The organism is Acidovorax sp. GW101-3H11 (assembly GCF_001633105.1).
Taxonomy (GTDB): Bacteria; Pseudomonadota; Gammaproteobacteria; order Burkholderiales; family Burkholderiaceae_C; genus Acidovorax.
Genome location: NZ_LUKZ01000020.1, coordinates 102,563 through 118,980 on the forward strand (window position 1 = coordinate 102,563; position 16,418 = coordinate 118,980).

The 16,418-nt window shown below is 68.0% G+C and carries 13 protein-coding genes and 1 pseudogene; 4 read left to right on the plus strand and 10 right to left on the minus strand.

Annotated features, from left to right (window positions below; genetic code table 11):
* Window positions 1–22: 22 nt before the first annotated feature.
* The 8 genes from A1D30_RS17380 to A1D30_RS17415 form a co-directional block, all read right to left on the minus strand.
* Complete coding sequence (locus tag A1D30_RS17380; protein ID WP_063461978.1) at window positions 23–652, minus strand: DUF2894 domain-containing protein; 630 nt, start codon at window positions 650–652, stop codon at window positions 23–25.
* On the minus strand, window positions 645–1,304 hold the full coding sequence (locus A1D30_RS17385) for an OmpA family protein (RefSeq protein ID WP_063461979.1): 660 nt from the start codon (window positions 1,302–1,304) through the stop codon (window positions 645–647). The genes A1D30_RS17380 and A1D30_RS17385 overlap by 8 nt, the downstream gene beginning before the upstream one ends.
* Entirely contained in the window at window positions 1,301–3,994 is a 2,694-nt protein-coding gene (locus A1D30_RS17390; RefSeq protein ID WP_063461980.1) for a DUF802 domain-containing protein, read from the minus strand. Before A1D30_RS17390 ends, A1D30_RS17385 begins: the two co-directional genes overlap by 4 nt.
* Window positions 3,991–4,779, minus strand: coding sequence for a DUF3348 family protein (locus A1D30_RS17395; protein ID WP_063461981.1), 789 nt, complete (start codon window positions 4,777–4,779; stop codon window positions 3,991–3,993). The genes A1D30_RS17390 and A1D30_RS17395 overlap by 4 nt, the downstream gene beginning before the upstream one ends.
* 274 nt (window positions 4,780–5,053) lie before the next feature.
* Window positions 5,054–6,322 carry a benzoyl-CoA 2,3-epoxidase subunit BoxA gene (gene boxA / locus A1D30_RS17400; RefSeq protein WP_063461982.1) on the minus strand — a complete coding sequence of 423 codons (1,269 nt, stop codon included), beginning with the start codon at window positions 6,320–6,322 and terminating at the stop codon, window positions 5,054–5,056.
* Between the two features lie 146 nt (window positions 6,323–6,468).
* Window positions 6,469–7,896 carry a benzoyl-CoA 2,3-epoxidase subunit BoxB gene (gene boxB / locus A1D30_RS17405; RefSeq protein ID WP_063461983.1) on the minus strand — a complete coding sequence of 476 codons (1,428 nt, stop codon included), beginning with the start codon at window positions 7,894–7,896 and terminating at the stop codon, window positions 6,469–6,471.
* A gap of 44 nt (window positions 7,897–7,940) precedes the next feature.
* Window positions 7,941–9,611 (minus strand): 2,3-epoxybenzoyl-CoA dihydrolase, encoded by a 1,671-nt coding sequence (boxC, locus tag A1D30_RS17410; protein WP_063461984.1) that lies wholly within the window; start codon window positions 9,609–9,611, stop codon window positions 7,941–7,943.
* 184 nt (window positions 9,612–9,795) lie between these two features.
* A complete protein-coding gene (locus A1D30_RS17415) occupies window positions 9,796–10,725 on the minus strand; it encodes a helix-turn-helix transcriptional regulator (protein ID WP_063461999.1) in 930 nt (309 codons plus the stop codon).
* A gap of 199 nt (window positions 10,726–10,924) precedes the next feature.
* On the opposite strand from A1D30_RS17415, the gene A1D30_RS17420 reads away from it, so the two are divergent.
* The 4 genes from A1D30_RS17420 (at window position 10,925) to A1D30_RS17435 (ending at window position 15,427) form a co-directional block, all read left to right on the plus strand.
* Complete coding sequence (locus A1D30_RS17420) at window positions 10,925–11,392, plus strand: DUF4863 family protein (protein WP_063461985.1); 468 nt, start codon at window positions 10,925–10,927, stop codon at window positions 11,390–11,392.
* A 61-nt stretch (window positions 11,393–11,453) separates the two neighbouring features.
* Complete coding sequence (locus A1D30_RS17425) at window positions 11,454–13,016, plus strand: 3,4-dehydroadipyl-CoA semialdehyde dehydrogenase (RefSeq protein WP_063461986.1); 1,563 nt, start codon at window positions 11,454–11,456, stop codon at window positions 13,014–13,016.
* Between the two features lie 51 nt (window positions 13,017–13,067).
* Window positions 13,068–14,624 carry a benzoate-CoA ligase family protein gene (locus A1D30_RS17430; protein ID WP_063461987.1) on the plus strand — a complete coding sequence of 519 codons (1,557 nt, stop codon included), beginning with the start codon at window positions 13,068–13,070 and terminating at the stop codon, window positions 14,622–14,624.
* Entirely contained in the window at window positions 14,621–15,427 is an 807-nt protein-coding gene (locus A1D30_RS17435) for an alpha/beta hydrolase (protein WP_063461988.1), read from the plus strand. Before A1D30_RS17430 ends, A1D30_RS17435 begins: the two co-directional genes overlap by 4 nt.
* A 37-nt stretch (window positions 15,428–15,464) precedes the next feature.
* On the opposite strand, the gene A1D30_RS17440 is transcribed toward A1D30_RS17435, so the two are convergent.
* Window positions 15,465–16,157, minus strand: coding sequence for a Crp/Fnr family transcriptional regulator (locus A1D30_RS17440; RefSeq protein ID WP_063462000.1), 693 nt, complete (start codon window positions 16,155–16,157; stop codon window positions 15,465–15,467).
* Between the two features lie 132 nt (window positions 16,158–16,289).
* Window positions 16,290–16,418, minus strand: a pseudogene (locus A1D30_RS17445) (IS5/IS1182 family transposase); the annotation flags it as partial.

Genomic DNA, 16,418 nt, shown 5'->3' on the forward strand with positions numbered 1-16,418 from the left:
CCAGGGCTGCCAGGGAGGGGGCTTAGACCTTGCCGCGCCCCTTGCGCGGGGCGCGCGCGGCCTGTGCGGGCGCCCGGGTGCCTGTCTGGTCGAGCCACAGCAGGGCGTCCATCTGGGACATGAAGCGCCGCAGGTAGTCGGGCGACAGCGCGCGCATCAGGCTCAGCGAGCGGAGCACGAGCTTGTGCGAGTTCAGCGGGCCTGCGTTTTCGGGCCCCCGGTGCAGGGCCTGCACCACCTGCTGCTCGGCCGAGATCTTGCACCAGACCTCGCTGAACTGGCGCACGCTTTTCATGTCGGGCGGGTGTGTGCCTGCGCTGGCTAGCAAGGCGTCGGTGGTGGCGGCATGGGGCTCGGCCGATGCGCGGGTGTTCAGCTCGCGGTTGAGCCGGGCCAGGGGGGATGGCGCAGCGGTTACTGGGGTCGCCCCCGTGCCGGGTGCCGCCGCTGCGGTGGCGGCAGACCGGGCCTCGCGGGCATAGGTGGCCACGGCCTGCTCCAGCCGCTGCGCCAGCACTTGCTGCACGGCTGCGGGCTGGCCCGGAAGGCGCTGCGCCAACACCTCCAGGTAGTGGAAGCGGGCCGGGTTGTAGTGGTGGGCGCCCTCGGCCCGCAACACCTCTAGCATCGGCGCGCCATGCTGTTCACTCATGGCGCCGGGTTGGGGTGTTCGAGGCCTTGGGCACCGGGGCCATTTCCACGCGCCGGTTTTGTGCACGGCCTTTTTCATCGGCGTTGTCGGCCACGGGCTGCTCGGCGCCAAAAGCGGCGGCAAACACCTGGGACGAGGGCATGCCTTCATCGATGAGTGCGCGGGCCACCGTGAGGGCCCGCTGGGCCGACAGCTCCAGGTTGTCGGCAAAACGCTGGTGGGGGCCGCGCAGCAGCGTGGTGTTGTCGGTGAAGCCGCTCACCATCAGCATTTCGTCGCGCTCGCGCAGGTAGACCTGCAGGGGCTGCACCAGGCTCTTGAGCAGCTGGCGGCCTTCGGGGCGCAGCTCGTCGGAGCCTGTGGCAAACAGCACGCTGCCGCTGATGCCGATGCGGCCGTTGTTCACCGTGACGCGTCCGCTGGCCAGCGGGATGGCCAATGCTTTCTCCAGCGCCATGCGGCGCTGTTCCTCCTGCTGGCGCTTTTCCACCTCCTGCTTGAGGCTGGCCACTAGGTCGATCTGCACCACCAGCACCCCGGCCAGGATCAGCACGAACGCGCCCAGCAAACCGGCCATGAGGTCGCCGAACACCGCCCACACGGGGGCGGTGGTTTCGGCGCTGTCGTCCAGGGTGTCGTCCAGGCCGGTCACGCGGCGGCTCCCTCAGCGGTCGCAGCCAGGCGGCCCGCGTTGCCATGCAGCCTGCGCAGGTCTTCCACAATGCCCTGCTGGGCGCTGATGCTCAGGTCAATCACCTCGCGCGCCTGGGCCACGTAGTAGGCCAGTTGCTCGTCGCTGCGGTTCATCGACTGGCTGATCGCGCCCTCGATGCTCTGCAGGCCTTCCACCAGCTTGTCGTTGCTCGCGCTGAACAGGCCCACGCCATGGCCGAAGGCCTCGCCCAGGCTGGACAGCTCCACCGCGCTGGCAGCCACATGGGCGGCGACTTCGTCCACCTTGCCAGCCTGTGCGCTCAGCGCCTTGGCAAATTGGTCGCCCGCCTGTTCCAGCACCCGGGCGGCAGAGCCGACCAGGGCATCAATGGCCGCGCGCTGCTGCACGGCAGCATCGTTCACGGCGTGCAGCAGGGTGCCCAGTTGTTCCACCATGGCGGTGCGCTCGGCCAGCGCGGTGTTGTCGCGCTCGCTCATGCGCGCCATCTCCTGGCGCAGCTGGGTGATGACCTCGGCCGCGGCCTGCGGCACGTCGGATGCGGTCTGCAGCAGGCGTGTGAGCGGCGCCTCCAGCGCCGACCCGAGCGTGGCCAGGTGCTGTGCCACGGCGGCCTGCAGCGTGTCGAGCCGCTCCACGGCGGCCTGGCCGCGCTGGGCCTCGGCATCGCGCAGGGCCTGCAGCTCGGTGCGCCACACGCTGGTGAGTTCGTTCATGCGCTGGCCCTGGGCCTGCACCCACTGGGCCTCGGTGGCAAGGCGCGTGCGCAGCAGGGTGTCCGACTGCTCCATCAGCGCCGCCGTGCTGCCCAGGGCGCGCGCCACCTGCTCTGTCATGCGCTCGGTGACCTGGGTGGCGGTGGCCTCCAGCGCCTGGCAAACGCCCTGCTGCTGAGCCACCGCTTGCTCGCCCACACGCTGCCATTCGGCCGTCAGGGCGCCTGCCATGCCGTCCATGGAGCGGCTCCAGGCCTCCAGCCGTTGTTGGTCTGCGGCCAGCTGGGTGGTGTGAGATTGGGCTACGGTGTTGTTCAGGGCCTCCAGCCAGGCGCTGGAGCGCTGGTCCAGCGCCTGGCTGGCAGTCTGCAGTGTGTGGCCGATCTGGGTGGCCGTGCCTTCGAGTGCCTGGCAGGCTGCCTGCTGCTGCGCCACGGTGTGTGCGCCCACCTGTTGCCATTCGGCACGGAGGGTGCTGGCCAGGCCTTCCATGGTGCGGCTCCAGCCCTCCGCGCGCTGCTGCTCTGCCGCCAGCTGGGCCGCGTGCGATTGGGCCACGGTGTCTTGCAGGGCAGCCAGCAGGGCGTCTGCGCGCTGGTCGAACGCCTGGGTGGCGCTGTGCAGGGTGTGGCCAATCTGCGCGGCTGCGCCCTCCAGCGCCTGGCCCACGCCCTGCTGCTGCGCCACCGTCTGGGCGCTGGCCTGCTGCCATTCGGCGGCGAGTGTGGTGGCCATGCCGTTCAGGGCGTCGCGCCAGCCTTCCAGGCGCTGCGCATCGGCGGCGGCCTGGGCAGCTTGCAACTGGGTGGCCGAGGCTTGCAGCGATGCCAGCAGGGCGCTGGAGCGCTGGTCAAACGCCTGGGTCACGGTCTGCAGGGCCTGCTCCAGCTGGGCCACCTGCGTGGACTGGGTCTGGGTCTGGTTTTGCAATGCGCTGGTCCAGGTGTCGGCCACCTGGCGGGCCGTGCCCTCCCATTGGCCCGACAGCGCCTGCATCTGCGCATCGGTGGTGGCGCGCAGGCGGTCGTGCGAGCGCTGGGCTTCCTGGGCCAGGGTGGCCATGGCCTGCTCTACCACGGGGCGGATGGCCTCTCCGGCCTGGCGTGCGCTGGCGCCCAGGCTGTCTTGCAGCGAGGTGCCCACGGTGCTGGCCAGCTGGGTGTAGGCGGCAGCGGCTTCGCGGTGAAATTCTTGCTGCTGCGTTGCCAGCTGGGTGCCCAGCTGCTCGTTGCGCCGCTCCAGCCCTTCCACCAGGCCCTGCAGGCGCTCGGCGATCAGGGGCAGGGCCTGGGCCTGTGTCTGCAGTGCATGCAGCATCTCGTCACGCCGGTGGGCGGGCGAGAAGGGGCGGAACAGCGTGGGGATGTGGGCGTCCAGCAGGCGCACGGCCGCCAGCCGCTCGCGGCGGCTCAGCGCCGACAGCAGGCCCAGCATGGCCGAGGCGGCCACACCGGCCACCGAGGTGCCGAACGACAGGCCCAGCCCCTTGATGGGCGCCGACAGTGCGGCGCGGATCGACTCCAGGTTGGACGAGGTCTCCAGCGCAGACATGGTGCCGCTGAAGGTGATCACCATGCCAAGAAAGGTGCCCAGCATGCCCAGCATGACCAGCAGGCCCACCAGGTAGGGCGTGAGGGCCGGGCCGGGCAATGCGACGCGTTCGCCTTCGATGCGCTGGCGCACCGGGTGACGCAGCGCAGGCGCCAGGCGGCCCAGCCAGCCGTCCAGGTCCGCCAGTGGCGTTGGAGTTGCCGCGCTGTCAGCCAGCGCACGGGCGAGGGACTGGGTGGCGGCGCGGAACTGCCGCAGCTCATACGCACCCAGCACATAGACCGCGCCAATCACCGCCGTCATGGCCAGCGCCAGGGGGCTGGTTCCGACAAAGCCCCAGCCCACCCAGCCCACGGCCGCCAGGCCCACGGCAAAGATGGCGGGCATCACACTCTTGTTCATTCCTGTTGTCCTGTTTTCTCGTTGTGGGCGGCTTCCAGCAGCCCCGTGATGGGTAGCAGGCGCACTTGCATCTCGGCCAGCAGCAGCGCCTGCATGTCTTGTTCAAAAGCCCACAGCCAGCCGCCCGGCTGGCGCCAGCGTTGCGGCTCGTCGGCCAGGCCCTTGGTTTGCAGCGCCTGCTGGTGCGCCTGGTGGCGGTGGGCCAGGCGGCGCTCCAGGTGGCTAGGCAGCGATGCCCACAGCCGCTGCTCGCGCGCGCCCAGCATCTGCTCCATGACGGCATCCAGTGCCGCCAGCTGCCGCAATGCGGGGCGGCCCTTGGCGATGGCATGGCGCACCTGGGCCCGCAAGGCCAGCAGCCGCGTGTCCATCTGCCGCTGCAGCTCCAGGTAGCGGGGGCCATGGGCACCAAAGTCTGCATCGGCCTCGGGATCGGGCAGCGCCACGGGCGTGTTGTCGGCCCGCGCGCGCAGGGGCTTGGGGGCTGCGGCCCGGGCTGTGAGCAGCGCAGACAGGTCCGCCTGGGCCTTCTGGACAAAACGGTCCAGTGCGGCCAGGTCGATGGCCAGGCCAGGTTCTGCCCGCGCGCGCCCTGCCTCTGGCAAGGATTCGATGGCATGCAGCGCCCGGCTGAGTTGTACGGCGTCCACCGTGCCCAGCCACTGGCTCAGCGTGTGCGCCACATCGGGCTGCGGCAGCTGCGCCGCCCGCGCGCCATCGTCCCGCGCCCATTGCTGGAGCAGGACAACAAGGCGTGAGCTGTTGAGTCGGTGGTGCAGGTACATCCCGTGGAGGCCATTCACTGTGCTGGCACCCCGCACCAGATCACTCCGGGCGCGGGGGCATCAGGGAACGGGTCCCCAGTGGGCAAAGCCCGCTATTTTCGCAGGAACGCCGAACTGGCCTGCCCGGGCCGGGAGGGCGTTGCAGGTGTTACATGTCCGGAACCCCTGGGAGAGAGGGGAAAAGCGGCGCAGAGAGGCCGCAGGCGCCCTGCGCCGGGGCGCTATGACCCCGGGAGGGCTGGCGGGGCTTGGGGGGCCGCCAAGGAGTGGGGGCTCAGTAGGTTTCCAGGTGCAGGCGGCCCTCGCGCTGCAGGGCCGCGCCCACGGTGTCCCAGTCCAGCCCGGCCTCGCTGGCAATGTCGCGCAGGGCCATCACCACGCCTTCTTCCATGCTTTTCAGGCCACACACATAGAAGTGGCCGCTGCCGTCCCGCAGCAGCGCGGCCAGGTCGGCGGCGCGCTCGCGCATCAGGTCCTGCACATAGCGCTTGGGCTGCCCGGCGGTGCGGGAGAACGCGAGGTTGATGTCGATGAAATCCTTGGGGAGGTTTTGCAGCGGGCCAAAGTACGGCAGCTCCTGCTGCGTGCGTGCGCCGAAGAACAGCATGAGCTTGCCGCCTTCAAACTTGCCGCTGCTGCGCAGGCGCCGACGCCATTCGGTCATCGCGCGCATGGGGGCGCTGCCGGTGCCGGTGCAGATCATCACGATGTGCGAGCGCGGGTGGTTGGGCATCAGGAAGGAGCTTCCAAACGGCCCCACCACCTGGACCTTGTCGCCCACTTTCAGGTCGCAGACGAAGTTGGAAGCGATGCCGCGCACGGCGTTGCCGTCGTGGTCGGTGGTCACGCGCTTTACCGTGAGCGCCAGGTTGTTATAACCGGGCCGCTCGCCATTGCGCGGGCTGGCGATGGAGTACTGGCGCGCGTGGTGCTCCTTGCCCAGCGCGTCGGTGCCGGGCGGGATGATGCCGATGGACTGCCCCTCCAGCACCGGGAACGGCATGCTGCCGAAGTCGAGCACCACGTGGTGGGTCTCGTTCTCGAAACCTGCCTCGGTGCAGTTGAAGTTGCCGACCACGGTGGCCTCGGTAGGGCTCTTGGGCGGGAACAGGTTGGTGTACGGGTGGGCCGCCGACCAAGGCGGCACAGTGGCGCCGTACTGGGCCGAGCGGAAGGCCTGCGTGCCCGGCTCCACGGGCGCGGCAGGCGTGGTCGGCGGCACGGCATCCGCGGAAGGCGCAACACCTTCGGCGGCCAGTGCATCGGGCGGAAGTTCGGGCGGAAGTTCCTCCCAGGTGAGCTGCTCTTCAATCGTGTATGCGCGCGCCAGGGGCATGGTGCGCCAGTTGTCGATGGAGCCCGTGGGGCAGGGCGAGATGCAGGCCATGCAGCCGTTGCACACATCGGCCCGCACGACGTAGTTGTTGTCGTCGTGCGTGATGGCGCCCACCGGGCAGGTGGCCTCGCAGGTGTTGCAGCGGATGCAGATCTCGGGGTCGATCAGGTGCTGCTTGATGACGGCGGCTTCAACGGCCATATCCATGGTTGTTCTCCTGAAGGCCTCGCGGTCGGAAGGGGGGTGTACCGGGAGGCGGGCGGGGTGCGCTATCGGCAAAAACGTGGGGCCCCGGCCCATGTTGCCCTGCTCCCGGCTATGGGGCAGCGGGGCAACGCTGGCATGTGGGTGGGTCAGCCGAACCGGACGTATTCGAAGTCCACGGGCTGGCGGTTGATGCCCATGACCGGTGGCGCGATCCAGCCCGCAAACTTGCCGGGCTCGACCACACGCCCCATCAGCGAGGCCACAAAGGCAAAGTCCTCCGGCGTGGGCAGCCATTCGGCTTTGCGTGCTGTCCATTCTGCCTCGCTCACCACGCGGCCGTCGGGAGACATCTTGATGCCCGCGAGGGCGCCGATCTGGCGGTTGAACGCCTTGTGCGGCACGGCCAGGCGCGTGGGAATACCCGCTTTTTCCAGCACCTTGTTCCAGCGGCCGACACCGGCCATCGAGTCCTTGATGAAGTCGTCGCGCAGCACCTCGTTCAAGGCGTTGAGCATGGGCACGTCCTTCTCCTGCAGTTGGCCGTTGACCACTTCCAGCACCTTGTAGGTCTGGCCTTTGAGGATGTGGTCGTCACTTCGCTTGCCTTCTTCGTAGCGGCCCTTGAGGCCCGAGCTGTAGAACGTGGCGGCGTTGCTCGACTGGTCGGCCCCGAACAGGTCGATGGTCACGCTGTAGTGGAAGTTAAGGTAGCGCTGGATGGTGCCGAGGTCGATGGCGCCTGCTGCGCGCACCTTGGCTGGGTCGTCGGTCTTGAGGTCGTTCATCACCTGCGCCGTGCGCGACAGCACGCGCGAGACACCGCTCTCGCCCACGAACATGTGGTGGGCTTCCTCGGTCAGCATGAACTTGGTGGTGCGCGCCAGTGGGTCGAATGCGCTTTCGGCCAGCGCTGAGAGCTGGAACTTGCCGTCGCGGTCGGTGAAGTAGGTGAACATGAAAAACGCCAGCCAGTCGGGCGTCTTCTCGTTGAACGCGCCCAGGATGCGCGGGTTGTCCTGGTCGCCCGAGGTGCGCTGCAGCAGCGCCTCGGCCTCTTCGCGGCCGTCGCGGCCGAAGTGCTTGTGCAGCAGGTAGACCATGGCCCACAGGTGGCGGCCTTCTTCCACATTGATCTGGAACAGGTTGCGCAGGTCGTACATGCTGGGCGCCGTGAGGCCCAGGTGGCGCTGCTGCTCCACCGAGGCGGGTTCGGTGTCGCCCTGCGTCACGATGATGCGGCGCAGATTGGCGCGGTGCTCGCCGGGCACGTCTTGCCAGGCCTTCTCGCCCTTGTGGTCGCCAAAGTGGATCTCTCGGTTGGCGTCGCCGGGGTTCAGGAAGATGCCCCAGCGGTAGTCGCGCATCTTCACGTGGCCGAACTGGGCCCAGCCGTTCGGGTCCACGCTCACGGCGGTGCGCAGGTAGACGTCGTAGTTGGTCGAGCCCTCGGGGCCCACGTCGTCCCACCAGTTGATGAAGTTGGGCTGCCAGCCTTCGAGCGCGCGCTGCAGCGTGCGGTCCTCGCCCAGGTTGACGTTGTTGGGAATCTTCTCGCTGTAGTTGATGGTGCTCATGGATGTCTCCTCGTGGGATGGAAAACCGAACGGTCGGGGTGGGGCTAGACGCGGTTCAGATCAAAGCCAGCCTTCTGGCCGGTGCCGTAGACCTTGAGCGCACCCTTGTCGCCCACGGCGTTGGGGCGGTTGAAGATCCAGTTCTGCCAGGCGGTCAGGCGGCCGAAGATGCGGGTGTTCATGTTTTCCTTGCTCGCAAACCGCAGGTTGGCTTCCAGCCCTGTGAGCGAGTCGGGCGACATGGCGGCACGCTCCTCGATGGCGATGCGGATCTCGTCGTCCCAGTCGATGTCGTCTGGGGCAGCCGTCACCAGGCCCAGTGCGAGGGCGGCGTCTGCATCCTGCGGCTTGCCAGCAGCCGCGCGGGCGGCTTCCAGCGGCGCGGCTTCTTCGTAAAAGCGGCGTTGCAGGCGGCTCTGGTCGTTCACCATCGGCAGCAGGCCGAAGTTGAATTCGTTCAGCGTGATCTTGGGGGCACGCTCGGTGTCGTCGGGCAGGGCCAGCATGTAGGTGCGGTCGGCTGCAAAGGACAGCTCGGCCAGCGAGCCCGCGAAGGCCGAGCCGGGTTCCACCAGCGCGAACAGGCTGCGTGAGGACACGTCCAGCCGCGCGAAGGTGCGGCGCAGCGCGCCGATGGTCTCACGCACCAGCCAGTGGCCTTGGTGCGCAATCAGCGTGGCATCGCTGGCCAGCACGGCCTGTGCGTCGCCTTCGGTCTTGAGCAGCCAGGTGCCGATGTCGAGTTCGTTGGTGCGCAGGTTCAGGATGGCGTCGTCCAGCTGGCGCGCCAGGGCCAGGGGCCACCAGGCGGCGCCAGCGGCTTCAATGTCAGCGATGTCCGTGGGCTGCGGGCCCGTGGGCGCCTTCAGCGTCAGGGTTGCGGTGCGGCGAGTGCGGTCGATGCTGACGCTGACATGTGTGTAGCGCAGACTGTCGGCCGTTTCTTCGCGCTCCACGCGGGGCAGGGCCACGCCTTGCGCGTGGCTTGGGCGGGGGCTGCCCTCCGTCAGACGTGCGGCGGTGTCGTCCACTGCAGCAGCGAACTGTGCAGGCTTGGCAATGCGGTCCACCAGGCGCCAGTCCACTGCGCGCTGGCCGCGCACACCTTCCACGCTGGTGCAGAAGATGTCGGCCAGGTCGTGGCGCACATGGCGCTTGTCGGTCACGCGGGTCAGGCCGCCGGTGCCGGGCAGCACGCCCAGCAGGGGCACTTCGGGCAGCGACACGGCGGACGAGCGGTCATCCACCAGCACGATCTCGTCGCAGGCCAGCGCCAGCTCATAACCGCCACCGGCGCAGGCGCCATTCACGGCGGCCACGAATTTGAGGCCCGAGTGCTTCGACGAGTCCTCGATGCCGTTGCGCGTCTCGTTGGTGAACTTGCAGAAGTTCACCTTCCAGGCGTGGCTGGAGACACCCAGCATGAAGATGTTGGCGCCCGAGCAGAAGATGCGGTCCCGTGCGCTGGTGACGATGACCGAGCGCACCTGCGGGTGCTCGAAGCGGATGCGGTTGAGGGCATCGTGCAGCTCGATGTCTACGCCCAGGTCGTAGCTGTTGAGCTTGAGCTTGTAGCCAGGGCGGATGCCGCCGTCTTCGGCAATGTCGAGCGACAGGCGTGCCACGGCGCCGTCCACGGCCAGCTTCCAGTGGCGGTACTGCGTGGGGTCGGTGCGGTAGTCCACACGGGACGGGGGCTGCACGGGGTGGGTCATGGCGTCTCCTTGGAATGGGTTTGTGCAAAATAATGCATGTTTTGCCTGTTGATGTGCATCATGCTGCATATCAACAGGCAAGTCAATGCATGTTTGTGCGGTGATTCGTCAGGAGGTGCGCGGTGGAAGGGGCGGCGCTGGGCGGACAGGGCCACACCCTGTGCGGGGTGTGGCAGGTGTGGGCTCAGGCCGCCCGGGCCGTGGCCTTGCGCACGCCCGCGTGCAGGGCGGCCAGGCTTTGTTCGGGGGTCTGCCCTGAGGTGTCGATCGTGATGTCGGCCTTGGAATAGAAGGCGGCGCGCCCGTCCAGAATGCGCTTGAGGTCGTCCATGGCTTCCTTGCTGGCTGCCATGGGGCGCATGTCGCCCTGGGCCACCACGCGGCCCATGTGCTCTTCGGGCGCGGCGCGCAGCCAGACGGTGGTGCAGTGGGCCAGCAACTCGTTGAAGGTAGCGGGGTCCGACACAATCCCGCCCGGGGTGGCGATCACGACCTCGCTGTGGATTTGGATGGTTTCCTCCAGCGCCCTGCGCTCATAGCGGCGGTAGGCCGTGGTGCCATAGAGGTCGTGGATCTCGCGCACGCTGCAGCCCGCCAGGCTTTCGATCTCGCGGCTCAGCTCGATAAAAGGCACATCGAGTGCACGCGCCAGCAGGGGCCCCAAGGTGGACTTGCCTGCACCCCGCAGGCCGACCAGGGCGATGCGCCCGTGCCGGGCTGTGTCATTGCTGCCGCCGCTCAGCAGCTCATGCAATGCCAGGCGCACGCGGCGCAGCTCGGGCTCGCTGCGGTGCTCCAGCAACTCGCGGATCAGCAGCCATTCGGGCGAGCTTGTCGTGAAATCGCCCATCAGTTCGGCCAGCGAGCAGTGCAAGGCCCCGGCCACCTGCTGCAGCACCAGGATGGACGCATTCCCTGTGCCGTACTCCAGGTTGGCCAAGTGCCGCTCGGACACGTCGGCTGCCAGGGCCACGGCCTTGCGGGTCAACCCCCGCTGCGCGCGCAGGTTGCGCGCCCGCTCTCCCAGCGCCACCAGCACGGGGTTCTTGGGCTCCTCAGCCACGGCTGTTGCGGCCGCTGGCAGTCCCATTCCTGCTTCTTCTTGTTCGTTCATGCCCATCCTCGTGCGCGAATTGCACCCTCGTATCTGCTCAGGGAAAATACTAAATATGCACTATAGTGCTTGACGTTGGTTGAATCACAAACTATTGTTCATGTAACGCAACATACTGCATGTTTTAGGGTGGCGCAAGGACATGGATCAACCCGTTGCCTTCGCGCTTTCGCCCCGGATGCCCTCACCTGAGACGCCCATGTCCACCAAAGCCGTATTTCACCAGACCCTTGCCACGTTGACGGGCCAGATCACCGGGCGGCCGCTGGATGCGGCACTGGCGGGCTGGCTCAACCAGACCCACGGCCCCGGGAGCGATCTGTACGAGCGACTCAAGGACGCGTGCACGGTGGGGGTGCGTGAAGGCTGGTTGTGCGAGCGCGAGGGCGGTGGCATCCGCTACGGCCGGGTTTTCAAGCCCGAGGACGCCTTGCACCGCTTCTCGGTGGATGTGGTGGACATGCAGGACCTGGCGGGCCCGCACCACACGCACCCGAACGGCGAGATCGACCTGATCATGCCGCTCACGGAGGGCGCGACTTTTGATGGCCACCCTGCAGGCTGGTGCGGCTACCCGCCCGGCAGTGCACACCATCCCACAGTGGCACAGGGCCGTGCCCTCGTGCTCTACCTCCTGCCCGAGGGGCAGATCCATTTCACCCGGTAGGCGCCACGGCGGCCTGGCAGCTTTTTGCCAACTCCTTTCCCTCTATTGAAGAAAGCCCCGCATGACTGAACTGCTCCCCAACTTCGCCGCAGGGCGCTGGCAACATGGAACCGGGCCGGGCACCGCGTTGTGGGACCCTGTGCTGGGCACGGCGCTGGTGCGGGTGGATGCGGCCGGGCTGGACCTGGCCGAGGCGTTTGCGTTTGCGCGCGACATGGGGGGCGCAGCATTGCGCGCGGCTACCTACCGCGAGCGTGCCGCGATGCTGGCTGCCGTGGTGAAGGTGCTGCAGACCCACCGCGACAGCTACTACGACATCGCCACGGCCAATGCCGGTACCGTCAAGAACGACTCGGCGGTGGACATCGACGGCGCCATCTTCACCCTGGGCCAGTACGCCAGATGGGGTGATGCCTTGGGCGATGTGCGGGCCCTGCGCGATGGTGGGGCCGTGAAACTGGGCAAGGAGCCTGTGTTCCTGTCGCAGCACCTGCAGGTGCCCCGGCAGGGCGTGGCGCTGTTCATCAATGCCTTCAACTTCCCGGCCTGGGGGTTGTGGGAGAAAGCCGCACCGGCCCTGTTGTCGGGCATGCCCGTCATCGTCAAACCCGCCACGGCCACCGCATGGCTGACGCAGCGCATGGTCCAGGACGTGGTCGATGCCGGGGTGCTGCCCGTGGGCGCGCTGTCGGTCATCGCCGGGAGTTCCGCGGGGCTGATGGACCAGCTCCAGCCGTTCGACGTGGTGTCGTTCACGGGTTCGGCCGAAACGGCGGGCGTGATCCGCGCCCATGCTGCGGTGGCCCAGCGCTCGGTGCGCGCCAACATCGAGGCCGACAGCCTCAACAGCGCCCTGTTGCTGCCGGGCGAGGCACCGGGCAGCGAGGCCTTCAACCTGCTGGTGCGCGAAGTGGTGCGCGAGATGACCGTGAAGTCCGGCCAGAAGTGCACGGCGATCCGCCGCATTCTGGTGCCCGCAGACGTGTACGACGCGGCTGCCGAAGCCATTGGCGCCAAGCTGGCTGGCATCACGGTGGGCAATCCGCGCAACGATGGCGTGCGCATGGGCTCGCTGGTCAGCCGCGCCCAGCTCGCATCGGTGCGCGAAGGCCTGGTCACGCTGCAGGCCCATGCCACAGTGCTGCACGATGGCCGCCACCAGCCGCTGGTGGATGCTGACCCCGCCGTGGCCGCCTGCATGGGGCCCGTGCTGCTGGGCGCGCGCGATGCCGATGCTGCGCAGCCGGTGCACGATGTCGAGGTTTTCGGCCCCGTGGCCACGCTGCTGCCCTACCGCGACAGCGCGCATGCGATCGCGCTCGCGCAGCGCGGCCAGGGCTCGCTGGTCACCTCGCTGTATGGCAGCGACGAGGCCGCATTGGCGCACACCGCGCTGGCGGTGGCTGCCAGCCATGGCCGTGTGCATGTGGTCACGCCCGATGTGGCGCAGACCCACAGTGGCCATGGCAATGTGATGCCCATGTCGCAGCACGGCGGCCCGGGCCGTGCGGGCGGTGGTGCCGAGCTGGGCGGGTTGCGTGCGCTGGACTTCTACCACCAGCGCAGCGCCGTGCAGGCCAGCCCCGCAGTGCTGGCGGCACTGGGTTTGCCCGATCCGGCGTAGCCCCGCTTTTTTGCGCAGGCCTTTCCCTACAAGAACCACGGAGACATCCCCATGACCCGCCTGCCGGAGCATTTCAACTTTGCGGAGCACCTGTTTGCGCTGAATCGCGCACGCGGCGACCGCATGGCCTACATCGACGACCATGAGACGCTGAGCTACGGCGCCCTGGAGGACCGTGCGCGCCGCCTGGCGGCGGTGCTGGCGGCGGCCGGTGTGCGGCGCGAGGAGCGGGTGTTGCTGCTGATGCTTGACACCTGCGACTGGCCCGTGGCCTTTCTGGGCTGCCTGTACGCCGGGGTGTTGCCCGTGGCAGTCAACACCTTGCTCAAGCCCGAGGACTACGCCTACATGTTGTCCCATGCCCGTGCGCGCGCGGTGCTGGTGTCGGGTGCGTTGCTGCCGGTGCTGAACGACGCCATGGAGCGGCAGCCGCACGAGGTGGCCCTGCAGGTGGTGTCGCAGCCGCAGGGGCCGCTGCCTGCTGGCGCCGTGGACATGCGGGCCGCCATCGCCGCTGCGGTGCCCCTGGCGGCGCCCGCTGCCACAGGGCCGGATGCGCCCGGCTTCTGGCTGTACTCGTCGGGCTCCACAGGCAAGCCCAAAGGCACGGTCCACACCCACGGCAACCTCTGGTGGACGGCCGAGCTGTATGGCAAGCCGGTGCTGGGCCTCACCGAGCAGGACCGGTGCTTCTCGGCCGCCAAGCTGTACTTTGCCTATGGCCTGGGCAACAGCCTCACCTTCCCCTTGTCGGTGGGGGCCACGGTGGTGCTGATGGCCGAACGCCCCACGCCCGACGCCACCTTCGAGCGCTGGACACGGCACCAGCCCACGGTGTTCTTCGGGGCGCCCACGGGTTTTGCGGGCATGTTGGCCTCGCCCCGCCTGCCGCCGCGCAGCGCGGTGTCGCTGCGCATGTGCTCGTCAGCGGGCGAGGCCCTGCCCGCCGAGATCGCGCAGCGCTTCAAGGCCCACTTTGGCTGCGACATCATTGACGGCATCGGCTCCACCGAGATGCTGCACATCTTCCTGTCCAACCGCCCGGGGGATGTGCGCTACGGCACCACGGGCAAGCCCGTGCCAGGGTACGAGGTCTCGCTGCGTGGTGAAGATGGGCGCGAGGTGCCAGATGGCGAGATTGGCGACCTGTACATCCAGGGCCCCAGTGCCGCGCTGCTGTACTGGAACAACCGCGAGAAGACCCGTGAAACCTTCCAGGGCGCATGGACCAAGAGCGGCGACAAGTATGTGCGCGATGCCGAGGGCTACTACACCTACGCCGGGCGCAGCGACGACATGCTCAAGGTCAGCGGCATCTATGTCTCGCCTTTTGAGGTGGAAGCCACGCTGATGCAGCACCAGGCAGTGCTGGAGGCCGCCGTGATCGGCGCGCAGGACGCCGACGGCCTGACCAAAACCAAGGCCTTTGTGGTGCTCAAGGACGGGCAGACAGCCACGCCAGACGACCTGAAGGCCTTTGTGAAGGAACGCCTGGCACCCTACAAGTACCCACGCCTCATCGAGTTTGTGCCCGAGCTGCCCAAGACCGCGACGGGCAAGATCCAGCGCTTTCGGTTGCGTGAACGCGAGCAGGGGCCGCAGGCATGACGGCCGTGGCGGATGCCCCGCGCAAGGTCTCTGTGGCCTGGCGGGAGCGCACGGTGGAAATGGAATACGCGTGGATCGCGCCCGAGCGCACGGCTGCGCCCCTGGTGGTGTTCCTCCATGAGGGCCTGGGATCGGCCGCCATGTGGAAGGACTTCCCGCAGCGGCTGTGCGAAGCGGGGGGCTTCCGAGGGCTGGTCTTCTCGCGCCCCGCCTACGGCCAGTCCACCCCGCGCGCGGCGGACGAGGTGTGGGGTGTGGACTTCATGCACCAGCAGGCGCACGAGGTGGTCCCCGCCTTTCTGGATGCGCTGGGGTTGCGGGAAGCGCCCTGGTGGTTCGGCCACAGCGATGGCGCGTCCATTGCGCTGCTGTTCGCGGCGCGGTTCCCAGAGCGCGCGCGTGGCCTGGTGCTGCTAGCCCCGCATATTTTTGTGGAGGGCGTGACGGTGGAGAACATCGAGCGCGCGAAGGACGCCTACCTGCACACCGACCTGGCGCAGAAGCTGGGCCGCTACCACGACGACCCCGATTCGGCCTTCTGGGGCTGGAACCGCATCTGGCTGGACCCCGCCTTCCGCGCCTGGAACATCGAGGCCGAGATCGCCGCCATTCGCGCTCCGGTGCTGGCCATCCAGGGGCTGGAGGATGAGTACGGCACGCTGGCGCAGATACGTGGCATTGCGCAGCAGGTGCCAGGCACCCGGTTGCTGGAGCTGCCCGCCTGCGCGCATTCACCACACCGGGATCAGCCCGGGGCGGTGATTGCGGCCACCGTGGCTTTCATCGCAGCCGCCGATTCGTGACGCGCATCCCACGCTGCAGGCCGTTGTAGCGGCGCGGCTACTCCACCCTGCGGCGCAGGCCCTCCAGGTTGGTGACCGTGATGCCGCCGTATTCGATCTCCAGCAGTCCCGCCGCCTGCAAGCGCTTCAAGGCCGCGTTGCAGCGCTGGCGCGACACCCCCGAGAGGTTGGCGATCTCTTCTTGCGAAACCTGCAGGTGCGGATCGCTGCCCGGGTGCAACCAGGGGTGGAACAGCCCGGCCAGCGCCCGCGCCACCTGGCTGTCGGTGTCCAGCAGATGGTGGGCCGTGAAGTTGCCCAGGAACCAGTGCAAGCGCTCGTTGATCTGGCGCAGCAGAAAGTGGTCGAAGCTGCGCTCGGTGGCATGCAGCCACTCGAAGGTCTCCACCGGCATCAGCGCAACACGGCTGGGCCGCAGCGCAATGATGTCGGCCGTGCGCGGGCTGCCGCGCAGCAGCGTGCCCTCGCCAAACCAGCTGCCAGCCGACAGCCCGCCCAGCGTGACCGAGCGACCGTCGCCCGAGGTCACCGTCCACTTGAGCAGGCCTTCGATGGCGCCGTACCAGTGCAGGGGGGTGTCGCCAAGTCGGCACAGTGCCGCCCCCTGGGGCACATCCACCTCGCGCAGCTCATCGCGCACACGCGCCTGCGCGGCGCTGTCCAGCAGCGGAAACCAGGCCGACGCTGCGAGCAGATCGTCCACGGTGGGGGGCGTCACTTTGACCAACATGGGGGGCATTCTCCTGCGTGCTGCACCGTTCAAAAGGCAGACCCACGTATACCCTGAGTCCAAATGTCGTCGGGATGACTGAATGGGCGGGGCCGGGAAAAAATAATCTGCAGCACTAGGGTCTGTTGAGAATCAACGGGAGTTGATGACAGCAGCCGCAAGATAGATCACGGCCGAGAAGCTGGTGTCCGTCTTGTCGCTGCGCATTGCGATGCGCTTGAACTCTTTGAGCTTGCCGAAGAAGTTCTCTATCAAGTGACG

Excerpts from the sequence above, each read along its gene's own strand:
- A1D30_RS17380 (WP_063461978.1), bottom strand. The coding sequence starts at position 652 with ATGAGTGAACAGCATGGCGCGCCGATGCTAGAGGTGTTGCGGGCCGAG.
- A1D30_RS17390 (WP_063461980.1), bottom strand. The coding sequence starts at position 3,994 with ATGAACAAGAGTGTGATGCCCGCCATCTTTGCCGTGGGCCTGGCGGCC.
- A1D30_RS17395 (WP_063461981.1), bottom strand. The coding sequence starts at position 4,779 with ATGTACCTGCACCACCGACTCAACAGCTCACGCCTTGTTGTCCTGCTC.
- boxA (WP_063461982.1), bottom strand. The coding sequence starts at position 6,322 with ATGGATATGGCCGTTGAAGCCGCCGTCATCAAGCAGCACCTGATCGAC.
- boxB (WP_063461983.1), bottom strand. The coding sequence starts at position 7,896 with ATGAGCACCATCAACTACAGCGAGAAGATTCCCAACAACGTCAACCTG.
- boxC (WP_063461984.1), bottom strand. The coding sequence starts at position 9,611 with ATGACCCACCCCGTGCAGCCCCCGTCCCGTGTGGACTACCGCACCGAC.
- A1D30_RS17415 (WP_063461999.1), bottom strand. The coding sequence starts at position 10,725 with ATGAACGAACAAGAAGAAGCAGGAATGGGACTGCCAGCGGCCGCAACA.
- A1D30_RS17420 (WP_063461985.1), top strand. The coding sequence starts at position 10,925 with ATGTCCACCAAAGCCGTATTTCACCAGACCCTTGCCACGTTGACGGGC.
- A1D30_RS17425 (WP_063461986.1), top strand. The coding sequence starts at position 11,454 with ATGACTGAACTGCTCCCCAACTTCGCCGCAGGGCGCTGGCAACATGGA.
- A1D30_RS17430 (WP_063461987.1), top strand. The coding sequence starts at position 13,068 with ATGACCCGCCTGCCGGAGCATTTCAACTTTGCGGAGCACCTGTTTGCG.
- A1D30_RS17435 (WP_063461988.1), top strand. The coding sequence starts at position 14,621 with ATGACGGCCGTGGCGGATGCCCCGCGCAAGGTCTCTGTGGCCTGGCGG.
- A1D30_RS17440 (WP_063462000.1), bottom strand. The coding sequence starts at position 16,157 with ATGTTGGTCAAAGTGACGCCCCCCACCGTGGACGATCTGCTCGCAGCG.